The organism is Clostridium merdae, from assembly GCF_900176635.1.
In the GTDB taxonomy this organism is placed as follows: domain Bacteria; phylum Bacillota; class Clostridia; order Oscillospirales; family Acutalibacteraceae; genus Faecalispora; species Faecalispora merdae.
Genome location: NZ_FXLN01000003.1, coordinates 725,241 through 740,000, shown reverse-complemented (window position 1 = coordinate 740,000; position 14,760 = coordinate 725,241). Strand labels below are relative to the sequence as shown.

The 14,760-nt window shown below is 42.5% G+C and carries 17 protein-coding genes and 2 rRNA genes (1 of these 19 cut by a window edge); 14 read left to right on the top strand and 5 right to left on the bottom strand.

Annotated elements, in window-relative coordinates:
• The 6 genes from CAN90_RS05385 to rrf form a co-directional block, all read left to right on the top strand.
• A 23S ribosomal RNA gene (locus CAN90_RS05385) occupies positions 1–1,300 on the top strand (it extends 1,538 nt beyond the left edge of the window).
• 399 nt (positions 1,301–1,699) lie between these two features.
• Positions 1,700–2,011, top strand: coding sequence for a DUF6442 family protein (locus CAN90_RS05380; RefSeq protein ID WP_085832794.1), 312 nt, complete (start codon positions 1,700–1,702; stop codon positions 2,009–2,011).
• 6 nt (positions 2,012–2,017) lie between these two features.
• Entirely contained in the window at positions 2,018–2,287 is a 270-nt protein-coding gene (locus CAN90_RS05375; protein ID WP_085832836.1) for a helix-turn-helix transcriptional regulator, read from the top strand.
• 123 nt (positions 2,288–2,410) lie between these two features.
• Positions 2,411–3,127 carry an ABC transporter ATP-binding protein gene (locus CAN90_RS05370; protein ID WP_085832793.1) on the top strand — a complete coding sequence of 239 codons (717 nt, stop codon included), beginning with the start codon at positions 2,411–2,413 and terminating at the stop codon, positions 3,125–3,127.
• The gene (locus CAN90_RS05365; protein WP_085832792.1) at positions 3,124–4,722 is read left to right on the top strand and encodes a putative ABC exporter domain-containing protein; all 1,599 of its coding nucleotides are present in this window, start codon (positions 3,124–3,126) and stop codon (positions 4,720–4,722) included. The genes CAN90_RS05370 and CAN90_RS05365 overlap by 4 nt, the downstream gene beginning before the upstream one ends.
• A gap of 350 nt (positions 4,723–5,072) precedes the next feature.
• Positions 5,073–5,189, top strand: a 5S ribosomal RNA gene (gene rrf, locus CAN90_RS05360).
• 117 nt (positions 5,190–5,306) lie between these two features.
• Here the strand turns inward: rrf and CAN90_RS05355 are convergent.
• On the bottom strand, positions 5,307–5,855 hold the full coding sequence (locus CAN90_RS05355) for a biotin transporter BioY (protein ID WP_085832791.1): 549 nt from the start codon (positions 5,853–5,855) through the stop codon (positions 5,307–5,309).
• A gap of 184 nt (positions 5,856–6,039) precedes the next feature.
• Here CAN90_RS05355 and CAN90_RS05350 point away from each other — a divergent pair, with 184 nt between their 5' ends.
• The 4 genes from CAN90_RS05350 (at position 6,040) to rpsI (ending at position 8,425) form a co-directional block, all read left to right on the top strand.
• Positions 6,040–6,747 carry a hypothetical protein gene (locus CAN90_RS05350; protein WP_085832790.1) on the top strand — a complete coding sequence of 236 codons (708 nt, stop codon included), beginning with the start codon at positions 6,040–6,042 and terminating at the stop codon, positions 6,745–6,747.
• A 130-nt stretch (positions 6,748–6,877) separates the two neighbouring features.
• Positions 6,878–7,252, top strand: a complete 375-nt coding sequence (locus CAN90_RS05345; RefSeq protein WP_085832789.1) for a hypothetical protein — start codon at positions 6,878–6,880, stop codon at positions 7,250–7,252.
• Positions 7,253–7,579: 327 nt separating this feature from the next.
• A complete protein-coding gene (gene rplM, locus CAN90_RS05340) occupies positions 7,580–8,008 on the top strand; it encodes a 50S ribosomal protein L13 (RefSeq protein WP_085832788.1) in 429 nt (142 codons plus the stop codon).
• Between the two features lie 15 nt (positions 8,009–8,023).
• Positions 8,024–8,425 carry a 30S ribosomal protein S9 gene (gene rpsI / locus CAN90_RS05335; RefSeq protein WP_085832787.1) on the top strand — a complete coding sequence of 134 codons (402 nt, stop codon included), beginning with the start codon at positions 8,024–8,026 and terminating at the stop codon, positions 8,423–8,425.
• Positions 8,426–8,543: 118 nt separating this feature from the next.
• On the opposite strand, the gene CAN90_RS05330 is transcribed toward rpsI, so the two are convergent.
• The 3 genes from CAN90_RS05330 to CAN90_RS05320 all read right to left on the bottom strand — a co-directional run bounded on the left by CAN90_RS05330 (position 8,544) and on the right by CAN90_RS05320 (position 10,634).
• Positions 8,544–9,083: a DUF1062 domain-containing protein gene (locus tag CAN90_RS05330; protein ID WP_085832786.1), complete on the bottom strand. Its 540-nt coding sequence runs from the start codon at positions 9,081–9,083 to the stop codon at positions 8,544–8,546.
• A gap of 53 nt (positions 9,084–9,136) precedes the next feature.
• Entirely contained in the window at positions 9,137–9,685 is a 549-nt protein-coding gene (locus tag CAN90_RS05325) for a DUF6144 family protein (RefSeq protein WP_085832785.1), read from the bottom strand.
• 112 nt (positions 9,686–9,797) lie between these two features.
• Entirely contained in the window at positions 9,798–10,634 is an 837-nt protein-coding gene (locus CAN90_RS05320) for an AraC family transcriptional regulator (protein ID WP_341456297.1), read from the bottom strand.
• A gap of 110 nt (positions 10,635–10,744) precedes the next feature.
• Here CAN90_RS05320 and CAN90_RS05315 point away from each other — a divergent pair, with 110 nt between their 5' ends.
• Together CAN90_RS05315 and CAN90_RS05310 are read left to right on the top strand one after the other, a co-directional pair.
• Positions 10,745–10,945, top strand: a complete 201-nt coding sequence (locus CAN90_RS05315; RefSeq protein WP_085832783.1) for a helix-turn-helix transcriptional regulator — start codon at positions 10,745–10,747, stop codon at positions 10,943–10,945.
• Positions 10,942–11,418 (top strand): DUF6773 family protein, encoded by a 477-nt coding sequence (locus CAN90_RS05310; RefSeq protein ID WP_242953578.1) that lies wholly within the window; start codon positions 10,942–10,944, stop codon positions 11,416–11,418. The genes CAN90_RS05315 and CAN90_RS05310 overlap by 4 nt, the downstream gene beginning before the upstream one ends.
• Before the next feature lie 7 nt (positions 11,419–11,425).
• Here the strand turns inward: CAN90_RS05310 and CAN90_RS05305 are convergent, their stop codons facing one another.
• Positions 11,426–12,286 carry a LysR family transcriptional regulator gene (locus CAN90_RS05305; protein ID WP_085832782.1) on the bottom strand — a complete coding sequence of 287 codons (861 nt, stop codon included), beginning with the start codon at positions 12,284–12,286 and terminating at the stop codon, positions 11,426–11,428.
• A 141-nt stretch (positions 12,287–12,427) separates the two neighbouring features.
• Here CAN90_RS05305 and CAN90_RS05300 point away from each other — a divergent pair, with 141 nt between their 5' ends.
• A complete protein-coding gene (locus tag CAN90_RS05300) occupies positions 12,428–13,657 on the top strand; it encodes an LL-diaminopimelate aminotransferase (protein WP_085832781.1) in 1,230 nt (409 codons plus the stop codon).
• A 136-nt stretch (positions 13,658–13,793) separates the two neighbouring features.
• A complete protein-coding gene (locus CAN90_RS05295; RefSeq protein ID WP_085832780.1) occupies positions 13,794–14,675 on the top strand; it encodes an NYN domain-containing protein in 882 nt (293 codons plus the stop codon).
• Positions 14,676–14,760 lie beyond the last annotated feature (85 nt).

The window sequence follows — 14,760 nt, the reverse complement described above, 5'->3', positions numbered from 1 at the left end:
AGGGCGAGAAAAGTCTTATGTATATCTAAGGCGCCCGTACCGCAAACCGACACAGGTAGACAGGAAGAGAATTCTAAGGCCAACGGGAGAAGGGTAGTTAAGGAACTCGGCAAATTGACCCCGTAACTTAGGGAAAAGGGGTGCCACAGAAATGTGGCCGCAGTGAATAGGCCCAGGCAACTGTTTAGCAAAAACACAGGTTTCTGCCAAATCGAAAGATGAAGTATAGGAGCTGACACCTGCCCGGTGCTGGAAGGTTAAGAGGAGATGTGCAAGCATTGAATTGAAGCCCCAGTAAACGGCGGCCGTAACTATAACGGTCCTAAGGTAGCGAAATTCCTTGTCGGGTAAGTTCCGACCCGCACGAATGGTGTAATGATCTGGGCACTGTCTCAATTACCCGCCCGGCGAAATTGTAGTACCGGTGAAGATGCCGGTTACCCGCGACAAGACGGAAAGACCCCATGGAGCTTTACTGCAGCTTAATATTGGGTTTTGATCATTTATGTACAGGATAGGCGGGAGACTTGGAAGCCGTGGCGCCAGCTATGGTGGAGTCATCCTTGGGATACCGCTCTTAAATGGTTGAAATTCTAACCTGCGGCCGTGAATCCGGCCGGGGGACATTGTTAGGCGGGCAGTTTGACTGGGGCGGTCGCCTCCTAAAAGGTAACGGAGGCGCTCAAAGGTTAGCTCAGCACGGACGGAAACCGTGCCTTAGAGTGTAAACGCGTAAGCTAGCCTAACTGCGAGGATGACAATCCGAGCAGTAACGAAAGTTGGAGTTAGTGATCCGGCGGTATGAGAGTGGAATTGCCGTCGCTCAACGGATAAAAGCTACCCTGGGGATAACAGGCTGATCTCCCCCAAGAGTCCACATCGACGGGGAGGTTTGGCACCTCGATGTCGGCTCATCACATCCTGGGGCTGTATTCGGTCCCAAGGGTTCGGCTGTTCGCCGATTAAAGTGGTACGCGAGCTGGGTTCAGAACGTCGTGAGACAGTTCGGTCCCTATCTGTCGTGGGCGTAGGATATTTGAGGAGAGCTGTCCTTAGTACGAGAGGACCGGGATGGACGTACCTCTGGCGCACCAGTTGTTCCGCCAGGAGCATAGCTGGGCAACTATGTACGGATCGGATAAACGCTGAAAGCATCTAAGCGTGAAGCCGACTCCAAGATAAGATATCCCATAGCTTAAGCTAGTAAGACCCCTTGAAGACTACAAGGTTGATAGGCTGCGTGTGTAAGTGTAGCAATGCATTTAGCTTGGCAGTACTAATCGGTCGAGGGCTTGACCATATTTCTTGGTTGGGCCTTGCTCAATCGCTTTACTTCTGTTTCTTCTTTATTCAGTTTTCAGTGCCCGTTAAAAACGAATTGAAAATGTATTTTACGAGAGCATAATTGCTCTCGTTTTTTTATGCCATAAATTAACCGGCTTCTTGAACAAGAGGCTGGTATTTTTTTGCCTCTCTTCTAATTGTAATCTGCACTGCAGAAAGCTTTCGATTCAGTATGGTTAAATTGACAAGAATATATAACATAGTGACAAGTTTACTTGACATTGCATTTTATATATGTTATTTTATAAATGTAATTTAAAGGAGGAGGAGCTAGGTATGACTCGTGAGAAAACCTTAAATTATATAAAGCATACAAAGTGTGAGGACGAAGTTAACGTCTATAAGGAGGATGAATATGGATTACAATGATATTTTGAAAATCAATAAGCAAGCCAAAATCAACGATGAGGGGATAGAATTTGTAGACAACCGTGCGAGAAGAAAAGGCGAAATTGTATTAATGTGCTTAATGATTTTTTTGGTCATATATAATTTATTTAAAGGGCTTCAAAGTAACGATTTAATGGCAATACTCTGGGCATATACTTCAGTTCTTCTTTTGCATAAATACAAAGCATATCGCCGAAAAACGGATTTGGTGGCAACGGTGTCCGCTATGGTGGCAGCAATCGCCAACCTGCTTTTGTATTTTTTGCAGACGTGGTGAATGGATATGGGACAAATATTAGTTTTCAAAAATCGAATTCGAATGTGGCGTGCAGAAAAGCGACTTTCCCAGGCGGACTTGGCTGAGATGGTGGGGGTATCTAGGCAAACGATTAGTTCCATTGAGAATTTACAGTTTTGCCCCAGTGCAAGGCTTTCTCTATTAATTAGTATGGCCTTGGAGAAAGCTTTTGAAGAAGTTTTTTATTTTGATATAGAGGACATATCCCAGTCAAAAGAAAATAAAAAAATGCATTTTCTTGAAGAGGAAGAATAAATTATAGTTTTTACCAGGAATGTCTTGGTAATCAGGGCTCGTTTCTTGACATTTTAGTTAGCATCTTGTATCGTTAAAAGGATTAAGAATGATGGTCAAGAACGGAATATGAAAGGAAACCATATGCTTACAGTAACGAATTTAACCAAACAGTATGACCGCCTTCTCGCAAACGATGATGTGTCCTTTGAGGTGCGTCCGGGTGAAATTGCGGTGCTAATGGGGCCGAATGGTGCGGGGAAATCTACCACTATCAAGTGCATTGCAGGTTTATTGCGTTTTCACGGAACGATTCAGATTTGTGGAATCCCCAATAAAAAAGAACAGGCTCGCCGTGTATTCGGTTATGTTCCGGAGCTGCCTGCTTTATTCCCACTTTTAACGGTGTGGGAGCATATGGAGTTTATCTCGCGTGCATATCAACTGCAAAATTGGCGCGAGCGTGCAGAAGAACTGTTGGTGCGAATGGAGCTGGATGATAAAAAAGGCAAGTTGGGTCAAGAGCTTTCAAAGGGAATGCAGCAGAAGGTAAGCCTGTGCTGTGCACTTTTGCCGCAGCCCAAGGTTATTATGCTTGATGAGCCGCTCGTGGGTCTAGACCCCCATGCGATTAAAGAGCTGAAAGCCATTTTAATGGAGCTGCGGGCAGAGGGCTGCTCTATCCTCGTAAGTACTCACATGATAGACAGTGTTGACGAATTCTGGGATAAAGCATTGATCATGAAGTCCGGTAAGGTAATGGCGATCCGTACTCGTGCTGAGATTGAAGAGAGCGGAGAGAATTTAGAGCAACTTTTCTTCTCGATTACGGAAAAGGCGGCCGGAGGTGCTACCGAATGAAGTCAATTAGCTACCTAATGCTTGTACAAGCGAAAAATTCGCTTAAAAATATGATACGCCACCCATTAAAGCTGATTTCGTATCTATTAATAATTGTGTTAATAGGGGCGTCCGTTTTAATAAAGCAAGACGCAGCCTTAAAAATAACTACCACTGGTTCTCAAATGATACAGGGTATTTATTTCTTCGTGCTATTGGCGCTTATGGTTATGGTGATAATCTCTGGATTAAAATCGGGCTCTACCTTTTTTAATATGCCGGACGTGAACCTCCTTTTTGTTTCGCCCCTTCGTCCTAATTTGATTTTGGCGTATGGGTTAGTAAAGCAAATGGGATCACTGCTGCTGATGATTGTTCTTCTTATGCTCTATTCGCCAATGCTGGTGAATATGTTCGGCCTGACCCCAGGGCAGGTCTTCCTTATGATTGTAGGCTTGGCAGTCCTTTTGGTGCTGTCTCAAATCTTATCGATGCTCCTGTATAATGTGATTAATGGCAATCTTGTACGTCGTAAAATACTTAGCTATGTTATTTATGGTATCACGGCTCTGCCAGCCATTTATATTGCAGCGAGTGCATTTTTATCAGAGGATTTGTATAATGCTGCGTTACAGGCTGCGGCATCCCCATTATTAAATGGCTTTCCAGTTGTGGGATGGTTCCGCGGGGCTGTTTTTGGGTTGATTCTTGGCGATGGAGGCCAAGCTGTACTATACACTGTGTTGCTCGCGGTGCTGGCTGTTGTGAGTGTAATTATTTTGGTAAAGGGAAACCCCGATTACTATGAGGACGTACTGCAAAGTACAGAAAAAGTTTATACTATGCAGCAGGCTAAAAAAGAAAACGAAAATTTAGGCCTCACAATGATTCGGAATCGCGGTGCTGTGAAGAAAGCTGGATTTCGCGGCGGTTGGGGCTCCAGCACCTTATTTTATAAGCACCTGTGTGAAATGCAGCGCAGGAATCGCTTGGGATTCTTAACAACATCTACCTTGCTAATATTATTGATTGCAATGGGAATGGCTGTCTTTATAGAACGAATGGCACGCGGAGACGGTGAGCCTAGAAATGTTGAAACTATGTTTGCCACCATATTATCTACTGAGATTTACTTGCTCTATTTCTTTCAAATTTCTGCGGATTGGGTCAATGAGCTCAAAAAGCCCTATGTCTATTTAATTCCCACTTCTTCCCTTTCCCGCTTGGTTTGGGCAAGCGCCACAACGCTGATAAAGCCTCTGTTTGATGCCGTTATTACTTTTACTGTTTTGGGGCTCTATCTTCAGGTGAATCCCATCATTGTCATATGTGGAATTCTTATGTATACAGGCTTTGCTTGGCTGTTTACAGCAACCAGTATTTTATTCTTCCGATTATTTGGTCAGCCAGTAACCAAAGGGCTGCTTGCGTTTTTGCAGCTGATATGCTTGGTTATATTAGCAATACCGGGCGGTATTATTGCTCTGGTTGCATTGACTCTATTAGAGCTTCCTTGGTATTTTGCCGGACTTGGTTTCGCGCTTGGAAGTATTCTAGTAACGTTAGGGATATATGCCGCTTGCCATAATATATTAGAAGCGCCTGAAATGCGGTAGTGAAAAGTATAATGATATGTGTTTTGCAGGAGGTCTGTATCATGGATACAGACCTCCCTATCATAAATAATGGTGATTACAAGCTAGAGTGTATAAAAGTTAAAAGATGGAGCAATACTTAAAAGTGGATTGAAAAGGTTAAAAAACAGCAGGATTCAAACGAAAGTGTTCTAAAACAACCGCAAATATGAGTCTGTATGCGGTTTAGAAGGCGGTTTTTGCTGGAAAAAAGGGAAACAAAACCTTTTTAAAAACTTTTTTCAATTATTTTTGAAAAAAGGCTTGCAATTTGTCTGAGCCTATGTTATTATATCTAAGTCGTCGAGAGCGACGGCGAAAGTAAATAGACAGTTGGTGTTGATGACGGTGAGGGTCCACCTGTTCCCATTCCGAACACAGAAGTTAAGCTCATCAGTGCCGAAGATACTTGGCTGGTAACGGCCCGGGACAATAGGATGATGCCAACACTATAAAAGCAGCCACCCAATAGGGTGGTTGTTTTTTTGTTCTATTTAATATATGCTGCAAAAAAGACGCTTCAAAATTGAAGCGTCTTTCTCATCTTAGTTTCAAATGGAAATCAATCAGGTAAGTGGCAGCAATTTTGCATGGTATAGAGCTTTTTTAAGTGCGAGCGCTGCCACAGCGGCAAATGCAACCTTTGCTAAATCAAGCGGAATAAAGGGAATCACCGTTAAGGTAAGCGCTTTTGCGAGGTCTGCATGTGCCACCGCCATAAACATAAGGCAACCAAAAGCGTAGCAAATGATAAGACCCGTTACAAAGGCAATCACGAGCGAGTACAAGCGCTGTTGGGGGAGCTTTTCCAAAAGCAGTGCAATTGCAAATGCCATAACCGGGTAAGCGAGCAAGAAACCACCGGTCGGCCCAAAGAGAACACCAAGTCCGCCTCTAAATTGGCTGAATATCGGCAAACCGGCACAGCCAAGCAATAAGTAAACAATCAGTGCGCTGAACGCGTTCTTCTTGGGTAGTAACGCACCGCATAAGTAGATTGGAATAAGCGCCAAGGTAATTGGAATAGGGGTAAAGGGTAATACAATAACCAGTGGCCCCAATACCATTGTAAGCGCTGTAAACATTGCTGTTAGCGCTAAGTTTTTTGTCTTCATTTTTAGTACCCTCCTCATAGCTTGTATTATACCGAATGCAATTTGCATTGTCAACAATAATTTTTTCTTGTGGTTGACAATGTAGGTTACAAAAACGTTTCTTGTACTTCTCGCATTTTTAGTGTAAAATGCTAATACTGCAAATTATATCCAATTTAGGATTATATTAGGAAAGGATGAGCTCATGAACAGAGTATCTGGAATTGCGCTCTGTCTGACGGCTTTTATTTTAATGTGGGGCTGTACCCAATCATTAGAAAAAGAAGGCGCTTTGGCACCGGCAAAAGATGCCGATGTGCTAGAGGTACAAAGCTTTGTTCAAAAACAGCCACTCTCCTCTGAAGAAGTAAAAGAGGTGGTACAAGGGCTTCTTGATCAAGCAAAACAGGTACAAACGCAAATTACAGAAGAAGATTTATCTGGCGCTACCCAGAGGAGTGCGACGTATTTCTCTGCGGATGCCGCCCCAGCTGGAGGCTCTGCCACCGGGCAGGCAAGTAAAGCAACGCAACAGGGTTTGCGGCCAATTACCAGCGGTGAATACAACTCCAGCGAAAAGATACGGACAGTAATGCAGTCTATCTATACGAATAAAGCGGCGGATGAGTACTGCGCTGAGTTATTTAAGGGCTCAGACCCTATTTTAAAGGAAATTGACGGTGTGCTATATTTCTCCGAAGATCAAGCGGTACTTTCACCTGAGGCAATGGATTATATGGTCGATACTTCAGTAATTATGCGGCAGACGGTAGATGAGATAACAGTAGAAATGACAATGCAGACGCAGGGGTCCACAGCAATCAAAAAGAGTCTGCACCTGAAAAAGCAAGGGGAAGAATGGAGACTTGACAGCGTGGTTTTTCCACAGCGAATTCAAGATGACGGAAATTAAATGAAAACCTCCTATTTGTTACATTCAAGAATATAAAAATTAGAAAGTACTGTATATTAAAAGTTAAATATACAGTACTTTTTTAAGTTCATTTTCTTTCACAAAACTAGAATACAAAGGATACAAAGCAATGAAACAAATTGATAATTATTCAGCAAACAAATATAACAGTGCTATCTACTCAGAGATTGAAAATGGAATCTATGAAGTACAAGATGATGGTGAGAGACTATATGTAACCTCATTATCATTTATCCAAGAGCCAGAATTCGATGAAGGTACGAATGCGAGCACGATATCACAATACCCTTTAGAAGATATACTTGATAAATTCTTTTGCCATATTTCAGATTTTTACAAAGAATTAAATACTGCTGAATCCCAAAGGTGTTACCAAGAATTTGCTAGTCCCAACTTAAAGGATATTAAAAATCTACGTTCTTTAATTGGAAAACACATATATAACAAAGAGGTTGGCAAATATGTAGAGCTTATCATTGAATAACCAACAGATAAATTCAAATGATTGAGTAAGCTGCAAAATTCATGCGATAGCATCAATGACCTGGCAACTCTATTTGAATATTTTGAAGTTGGTAAAAAATGAAATGAAAGAATAGATACAGGGAGTAAAGCAGTAAAAACAGGCGAAAATAAGAGGGAATACAAAATAGATTAAAAAATTGGGCATTTACCATTGACAAGCTGCCGCCGGTTGTGGTAATATCAGAAATGCAGTTCCATCGCTTCCGTAGAGAAGCTGTTCTTTTAGGAAAAAACCCTGTTGGGTTTGCGAGGAATAAACAGACGATTATTTAGGAGGAAAACGCTCATGTCTACTTATATGCCCAAAGCGGGTCAGGTTGACCGCAAGTGGTATGTGATTGATGCTGCCGGTAAGCCGCTTGGCCGTGTTGCGGTACAGGCTGCTGTTTTGCTGCGTGGCAAACACAAGCCCACCTTCGCTCCCCATGTGGATTGCGGAGATCATGTTGTAATCATTAACTGCGCTAAGGCAGTTCTTACTGGCTCTAAGCTTCAGAAGAAGTACTACTACCACCATACAGGCTACATTGGTAACCTGAAAGAGGTTCGCTACGACACTTTGATGCGTGAGAAGCCTGAAAAGGCAATGGAGCTTGCTGTTAAGGGCATGATTCCGTCAACCACCATCGGCCGTGAGGCACTCACCAGACTGCGTGTATACGCCGGTGCTGAGCATATGCACAGCGCACAGAAGCCCGCTGAATGGGCACTTTAAGGGAGGGGGATTAGTATGTACGATAAGGCTCCATATTTTTACGGAACTGGAAGAAGAAAAAGCTCTGTAGCCCGCGTCAGAATTTATCAGGGAACCGGTAAGGTTACCATTAACGATAGAAGCATTGACGATTATTTTGGTCTGGAGACCCTCAAGTTGATCGTGCGTCAGCCTCTTGAGCTGACCAATACTGCTGACAAGTTCGACGTGGTTTGCCGCGTTGCTGGCGGCGGTGTTACCGGCCAGGCTGGTGCGATTCGCCATGGTATTTCCAGAGCCCTGTTGCAGTTCGACACTGAGAATCTGCGTTCTTCCTTGAAGAAGGCAGGCTTCCTGACTCGTGACCCGAGAATGAAGGAACGTAAGAAGTACGGTTTGAAAGCGGCTCGCCGCGCACCGCAGTTCTCCAAGAGATAATTTTATTCCATTTGGAATATACGAAACCCCCGAAGCGTTTGGCTTCGGGGGTTTTTGTTCTGTAAAAAGGTTTTTTGTTGTAGATTTTAACAGCCATTTGCCTCTGTACGGTGGTGTATCATCCGTATGCAAACACAAGCTGAACATCTGAGTGGGAAATTACAGTTAATGTGCCAGCATCTAGCCACTTTTTTACTAGGTAACGGGGAATTCCAAAACACTTTGAAACTAACTTGTCATAGCGAGTTTTAATTTTATAAGGGTTCAAAAACTCGATTGTATTTTCTTTGATGCTATTTCCAATTTCTTTAAAGAGGTAAGAGGGTTCTTCTAAAATAACTGCGTGATTTTTTGTTAACAAATCTCTGCAATAGCCACATTTATTTGCTGTCTCTTCGTTGTTCTGTATCAGCGTCTCATATTCCAATTGGCTCAGCTCGTTTCTATTAATGCGTGAATAAATCGGCAGATTATAGGTGTGTCTACATTTTTCGCATTGATAGATTAACCATATGTCAAGTTGTTTTCCATTGGCGTTGATTCTGATTTTTCCGGTAGTGAAAAAACTATTTTTTCGTCCACATCCGGAACAATTGCGGATTATTTTATATGGTTCTGTAGGGATAATTTCATATTTTTTTGCTTTCAGGCAGGTCATTGTACTTTCCCTTTCTGTACACAATTGAATACCGTGATAAGCCTTGAGTGTACTTATTCCCAACTTAAACCGTTAGGGATAATCTTCATAAGGCAGATATCGTCTCCTGATTTAATGCTTTTCAATAAATTTACATCAACATCACACCCAAACGCTTTTTCGAACAGTACTTTGCTATAGCCTGTTGTGCACTGACACCATGTTTTACTCTCTAGTTGATCCACGTCGGCAAGCATTGGGCAAGGACAAAAGAAAAACTGCAAATAAAGTTCACCCTCTCTGCAGAACAGACCTGCCTTTTTTGCCTCGTCTGAGTGTACAAAGTCTTCCAGATTCGATGCGCTTGATTTTAATTTTTGTAAGAGCGTAAGCTTCTGTTCCATTCCGTAGCCACACTGGCAATCCATTCGAATTTGTTTTATGGTATTGAAGTCAAACTTGTTCTCCAGCCTGTGCATGGTCGATTTTACCCAAGTAGGATTACTCTCGTCTCTTGCCAAGCCATCGTATCCATATACAATTTCTTCGGCTGTTTTAAGATCGCTACGATTACTAATGGCATCGAAAAGGACGCGTTCCTGTGTTTTCCTGATATCAAACATATAGATACCCTTCTTTCTTTAAAAAAACCAGACTTTCTTCTACGAGAACTGCCGCATTCGGCTGATTCTCATCATAGAAGAAAGTCTGGTTTTTTACTTCTGAATTCTTGCTCTATTTTATAGGGATACAAAAGTCCATCGTAACGGAGCCCTTTTCTTTGTCGATTTTGCGGTATATATTTAGTCCGCATCTTCCGTCCATTTCATAACCGCTTTCTGGCAGCCAGATGCTGAACAGACCCTGTAAGGTTCCAAAAATGTCCTGTATTTTGCCTTGAAAGCGGTAGGTTGCAAATTTGCCGCCTGTTACAGTTGTCATTTGGTCCGTTTTGCAAAACGCATCTGTCGTAAAACAAATATCGCACAGGCAGCTATTTAAGCTGGTAATCGATGGATCGTTATAAAACCGTTCGATTAATAAGGTATCTGCGGAGATATCTTCTTTGTATCGATCCAAAAAGTCGTACCATTTTTCTTTCAAATCGATATAATTACCAATCATTCGTTCGTAGACCACGAGAAAATCCGGCAGCTCCTGTATCAGAATTTTACGATCGTATTCTTCAAATGGATCAAAGCGGGATAGCCCTTCGGGATAGAACGGATTCGTCATACCCGTTACATTGGTAGATTTACGGAATTCTGCTGGGGAAACATGATGGTGCTTTCTGAATGCCGAGCTGTAATTAGAAGAACTATATCCGTAGTCCAGCCCGATATCGGTTATTGCTTTGCTCCTTTCCAGCTTCATATCAACGGCGCTCTGGTCTAATTTCAAGCGTTTGATAAATTCATATATACTTTCGCCGGTCACTTCTTTAAAGGATCGGCAAAAATAAAATTTTGAGAAATGAAAATGTTTTGCAACATCTTGAACCGAAAGATTCTCGTTAAAATGTTGGATGATGTAATCCATGCTTTGGTAAATGAATTCTTTTTTCACCGATATCCCTCCTGTTTAAGGCCTTTGGAATAGAAGCACTTTTTAAACTTAAATGCAATATATAATTGACATTATGCAAGATATATCGTATAATAGCGGCAGAGAGGAGGATGGTTTTGAAAAACAAGAAGCTTAAAATGGCTAGAATGGAATTGGAGATGAGCCAAGAAGATTTAGCAAATATGGTTGGTGTTACGCGGCAAACAATCGGATTAATTGAAGCTGGGAACTATAATCCAACGCTAAAGCTTTGCACGGCAATCTGCAAAGCTCTCAATAAAACCTTAAACGATATCTTTTGGGAGGTATTAGAATGAAAATCCAAGATGAACGAGTTCTACAAATCAATTATAAGATTCAAAGTGAAGCTTACGTGTTAGTACTATTTCTTGCTACGGCATCCATCATTGTGAAGTCTTACGTGCTAGATTTCGCCTTCTCACAGTATGTAGTTGAGTTTGGCATCATTGTTCTCTCAACGCTATATATCTCCATTCGCAGCATGATGCTGGGGAATAACTTTGTAAGCACCACAAAATCCGGAAAGCGTTTAACGGTATTGGCCATTGTGGTTTTAAGCCTTATTATTGGTGTTATTACTGGGGTGAAGAATTACACTCTTTACGGGGATAAATACACGGGAATCTTCGACGGGTATTTTATCGCTACGATTTTCATCACCACCCTGTCTTCGGTCATCTTCATTTCATTGATCATTGCAGTGATATATTGGTTCAATAACAAAGGGCAAAAGATGCTTGAAAAGAAGCTGGAAGAAGAGGACGATTGATCGTATTCTAGATGGATTTTTGTAACGCACTTAGCAAGGCTTCGCTTTCCGCAGTCTCTCGAGAAAGCAGGTAACAGTTTACCCGGGGGATGGAGAAATCGAGCAGAGGAATGTTACGAAGCACCCCATGGTCAATCGAAGCTCTGACCATGCTGTTGGGAAGAAAGGAATACCCTTTACCGCTGTATAGAAACGGCAGCAGGTTGGCACTACGGTCAATCTCCAGAGGAAATGCATGCCCCGCCGGGAACAGGTCGCGTATATAGCTACCAACCTCCTGAAAGGGAAAGTCACAATATAAATACGGAATGCCGGCAAGCTCTCTTTGTAGAATCCCTTGCTGGTATTCTTTATTTTGCGGAGCGGTAACCAATAGTAGCTCGTCTGTGGTGAACAAAGAGCAGGAGATGCTGCGTTTGGTATACGGCACATAAGTAAAGGCGATGTCCAGTGTGTGATCCTGAAGCATTTGAATTAACGAATGCGAGTGCCCAATCACAATATTCAGCTTTGTGTTTGGGTGGTTAAGGGAATAGCCAACGAGCTTTGGTGCCAGGTGGCAGTCGTAAATGGTGTTGGTCGAGCCAATCCGCAGAGAGGCTTGGTAGTGAGACATACTGTCGAGCTCCTCAGCGGCGCTCTGCGTAAGCTCTACAATACGCCTTGCATAAGAAAGAAAGCGCTCACCCTGCTCGGTTAACCGAAGCTGCTTTCGGTTGCGAACAAACAGAGGATTCCCAAGCTCAGCCTCCAATTCCTGAATGCGGTTTGTAACGGTAGATTGCGCCACAAAGAGTTGGTTTGCGGTATGGGTATAATTCTTAAGCTCCGCAAGCAGCAAAAAAGTTTGTAACATATCAGTATTCATACGCCGCCGCCTTTTGTAACAAAATAGATAACATTATATCGAAAAAACGAATGATAAAAATCGGTTATATCGGTTTTACATATCATACTACATCCTGTTATACTTAGCAATAAGAAAGAAAACTAGAAAGGATGGGGTGTAGTGGAATATCTTCAGGAGCTGTTTGCAGAGCGCATAGGCGGTTCATCATTTGGCAAGCAGGTGGAATTATATAAGTTTGAGAAGATTAAAAAAACAAGACGAGAGATGGAGCGGGAGCACCCGGAAACCCCGATGATCGATTTGGGTGTGGGTGAGCCAGATGCAATGGCGGACGCCGGCGTAATTGATGTTCTCCACGCGCAGGCAAAGGAGTGGAAGAACCGCGGATATGCCGATAACGGCATTCTTTTGTTTCAGCAGGCCGCAGCAGAGTACATGGAGAATGTATTTGGCGTGGGCGGACTAAACCCGCAAACACAGGTGCTTCACTCCATGGGCTCCAAAGCTGCTTTGGCAATGATACCGCAGGCATTTATCAACCCAGGCGATATTACACTCATGACGGTACCGGGGTACCCCATTTTAGGTACAAAGACAAAGTGGCTGGGTGGAGCGGTATATCCTCTGCCACTGCTGAGAGAGAATCATTTTCTGCCAGACTTAGAAGCAATACCACAGGCTGTGTTACTGAAAGCAAAGCTTCTCTACCTTAATTACCCCAATAACCCCACCGGCGCGGCTGCAACGAAAGAGTTTTATCAGGAAGTAATTGCATTTGCGCAGAAAAATAAGATTATTGTAATTCAGGATGCCGCTTATGGTGCGCTTACCTTTGGGGAGCGTCCGCTCAGCTTTTTGTCCGTAGAGGGCGCAATGGAGGTTGGTATTGAGGTTCACTCGTTGAGTAAATCGTATAATATGACCGGTTGGCGTTTGGGCTTTGTTGCGGGCAATGAAAAAATAGTGAAAGCAATTGCAGCGGTAAAGGATAATAACGACTCCGGACAGTTTATCCCGATACAGCATGCAGGCGCCTATGCGCTTCACCACCCAGAGATAACAGAGGCTACCTGCGAAAAGTATCGCAGGCGGCATGAGCTGCTTTCCGCTGCTCTGCGCAGAGTTGGTTTTGTGGCATCTTCTCCCAAGGCCTCTTTCTATGAGTATATGGAGATACCAAAAGGGACTCGCGATGGCCGCTCCTTTACGACTGCAGATGAGTTTTCGGATTTCCTGCTGCGCAACGCATGTATTTCTACGGTGCCGTGGGATGATGTGGGGCATTACATCCGTATTTCGGTTACGTTTGTAGCAAATGGTGTAGAAGAGGAAAAAAAGATTATAGAAGAGATTGAGCGCAGACTTATGCGCTGTGAGCTTGTATTTTAAAAGAAGTCAGAGTGCCCAAGGCCTTTCTAGCAATAATTAGAAAGACCTTGGGCTATACTGTTAGTAGATTATATGATTATAAAATATTATTGTAAAAGCAAAAAAGATGTGTTACGCTCAAGAAGAGGTGAAAACGATGGATGCAATGAATAAACAGCAGCCAGTTAACGTTGCGGTCTTTATCGACTACGAAAACGTTTATAAGTGCTTACTGGAGCAAAATCAAAATATGCTGCGCTTGGCCTTTTTTGAGAAGCTGAGGGAATGGTGCCGTATACACGGCAAGCGTGTAGTCAACATAGCGGTTTATTGTAACTTTGATAATAACGATTTACACGAGTCCTATCATCAGTCCCTATTGCAATCCTATGGGGTTGAAACCATTCACACAGCGAACCAGGGTAAAAACTATGCAGACCTGAAAATTACAATAGATGTGCTTGGTTCCATCTATTCCAACCACAATATAGACGAATTCTTTATTATGTCAAACGACAAAGACATGACTCCGCTACTCAACGTAATTCGTGCCAATAAAAGAAATGTGTCCGTTATTACAACCGGTGATCAATACAACGAGGCATTAACCGCCTTTGCGGATGAGCACATTAGCTTAGAAGAAATAGTCCAAACAAAAATAACGCACCGTGTTCTGGATGATATTATTGACCAGTACTGGAAGAAGTTTACCAAGTACTTTGATGAAAAGATTGCGGAGCACGATAAGACCGGTGTGTTTAAAGAATATGCGCTGGAGTATAATTTGAAAAATGAGATCGCCTTTTCAAAGGTAATGATTTACGAGATGGCCAATATCTTATTGGATCTATATCGGCAAGGCAAAGTACTCTTTTATCACTATTTGTATAATGGCAGGCCGTATGTCGCAATGCTCCCCTCAAATAAAAAAGAACTACTAATTCAAAAGCAAATATTAAATGAAGAAGCAATTTTAACTGATTTTGATATGGAATCAGTTGTGAAAACAAAATACGATTATTATAAAAGAATGGATTAAAAACGGACAAAAGAATAGGTGCTATTTTACCGCGCTTTTCACTCTGAAAAGCGCGGTTTTTTACGTCATTTTCCTTTTCATTATA

What these genes read in the sequence shown, in the direction of transcription:
- CAN90_RS05380 (WP_085832794.1), top strand. Translation starts at nt 1,700, where the DNA reads ATGGATTACAATGATATTTTGAAAATCAATAAGCAAGCCAAAATCAAC.
- CAN90_RS05375 (WP_085832836.1), top strand. Translation starts at nt 2,018, where the DNA reads ATGGGACAAATATTAGTTTTCAAAAATCGAATTCGAATGTGGCGTGCA.
- CAN90_RS05370 (WP_085832793.1), top strand. Translation starts at nt 2,411, where the DNA reads ATGCTTACAGTAACGAATTTAACCAAACAGTATGACCGCCTTCTCGCA.
- CAN90_RS05365 (WP_085832792.1), top strand. Translation starts at nt 3,124, where the DNA reads ATGAAGTCAATTAGCTACCTAATGCTTGTACAAGCGAAAAATTCGCTT.
- CAN90_RS05355 (WP_085832791.1), bottom strand. Translation starts at nt 5,855, where the DNA reads ATGAAGACAAAAAACTTAGCGCTAACAGCAATGTTTACAGCGCTTACA.
- CAN90_RS05350 (WP_085832790.1), top strand. Translation starts at nt 6,040, where the DNA reads ATGAACAGAGTATCTGGAATTGCGCTCTGTCTGACGGCTTTTATTTTA.
- CAN90_RS05345 (WP_085832789.1), top strand. Translation starts at nt 6,878, where the DNA reads ATGAAACAAATTGATAATTATTCAGCAAACAAATATAACAGTGCTATC.
- rplM (WP_085832788.1), top strand. Translation starts at nt 7,580, where the DNA reads ATGTCTACTTATATGCCCAAAGCGGGTCAGGTTGACCGCAAGTGGTAT.
- rpsI (WP_085832787.1), top strand. Translation starts at nt 8,024, where the DNA reads ATGTACGATAAGGCTCCATATTTTTACGGAACTGGAAGAAGAAAAAGC.
- CAN90_RS05330 (WP_085832786.1), bottom strand. Translation starts at nt 9,083, where the DNA reads ATGACCTGCCTGAAAGCAAAAAAATATGAAATTATCCCTACAGAACCA.
- CAN90_RS05325 (WP_085832785.1), bottom strand. Translation starts at nt 9,685, where the DNA reads ATGTTTGATATCAGGAAAACACAGGAACGCGTCCTTTTCGATGCCATT.
- CAN90_RS05310 (WP_242953578.1), top strand. Translation starts at nt 10,942, where the DNA reads ATGAAAATCCAAGATGAACGAGTTCTACAAATCAATTATAAGATTCAA.
- CAN90_RS05305 (WP_085832782.1), bottom strand. Translation starts at nt 12,286, where the DNA reads ATGAATACTGATATGTTACAAACTTTTTTGCTGCTTGCGGAGCTTAAG.
- CAN90_RS05295 (WP_085832780.1), top strand. Translation starts at nt 13,794, where the DNA reads ATGGATGCAATGAATAAACAGCAGCCAGTTAACGTTGCGGTCTTTATC.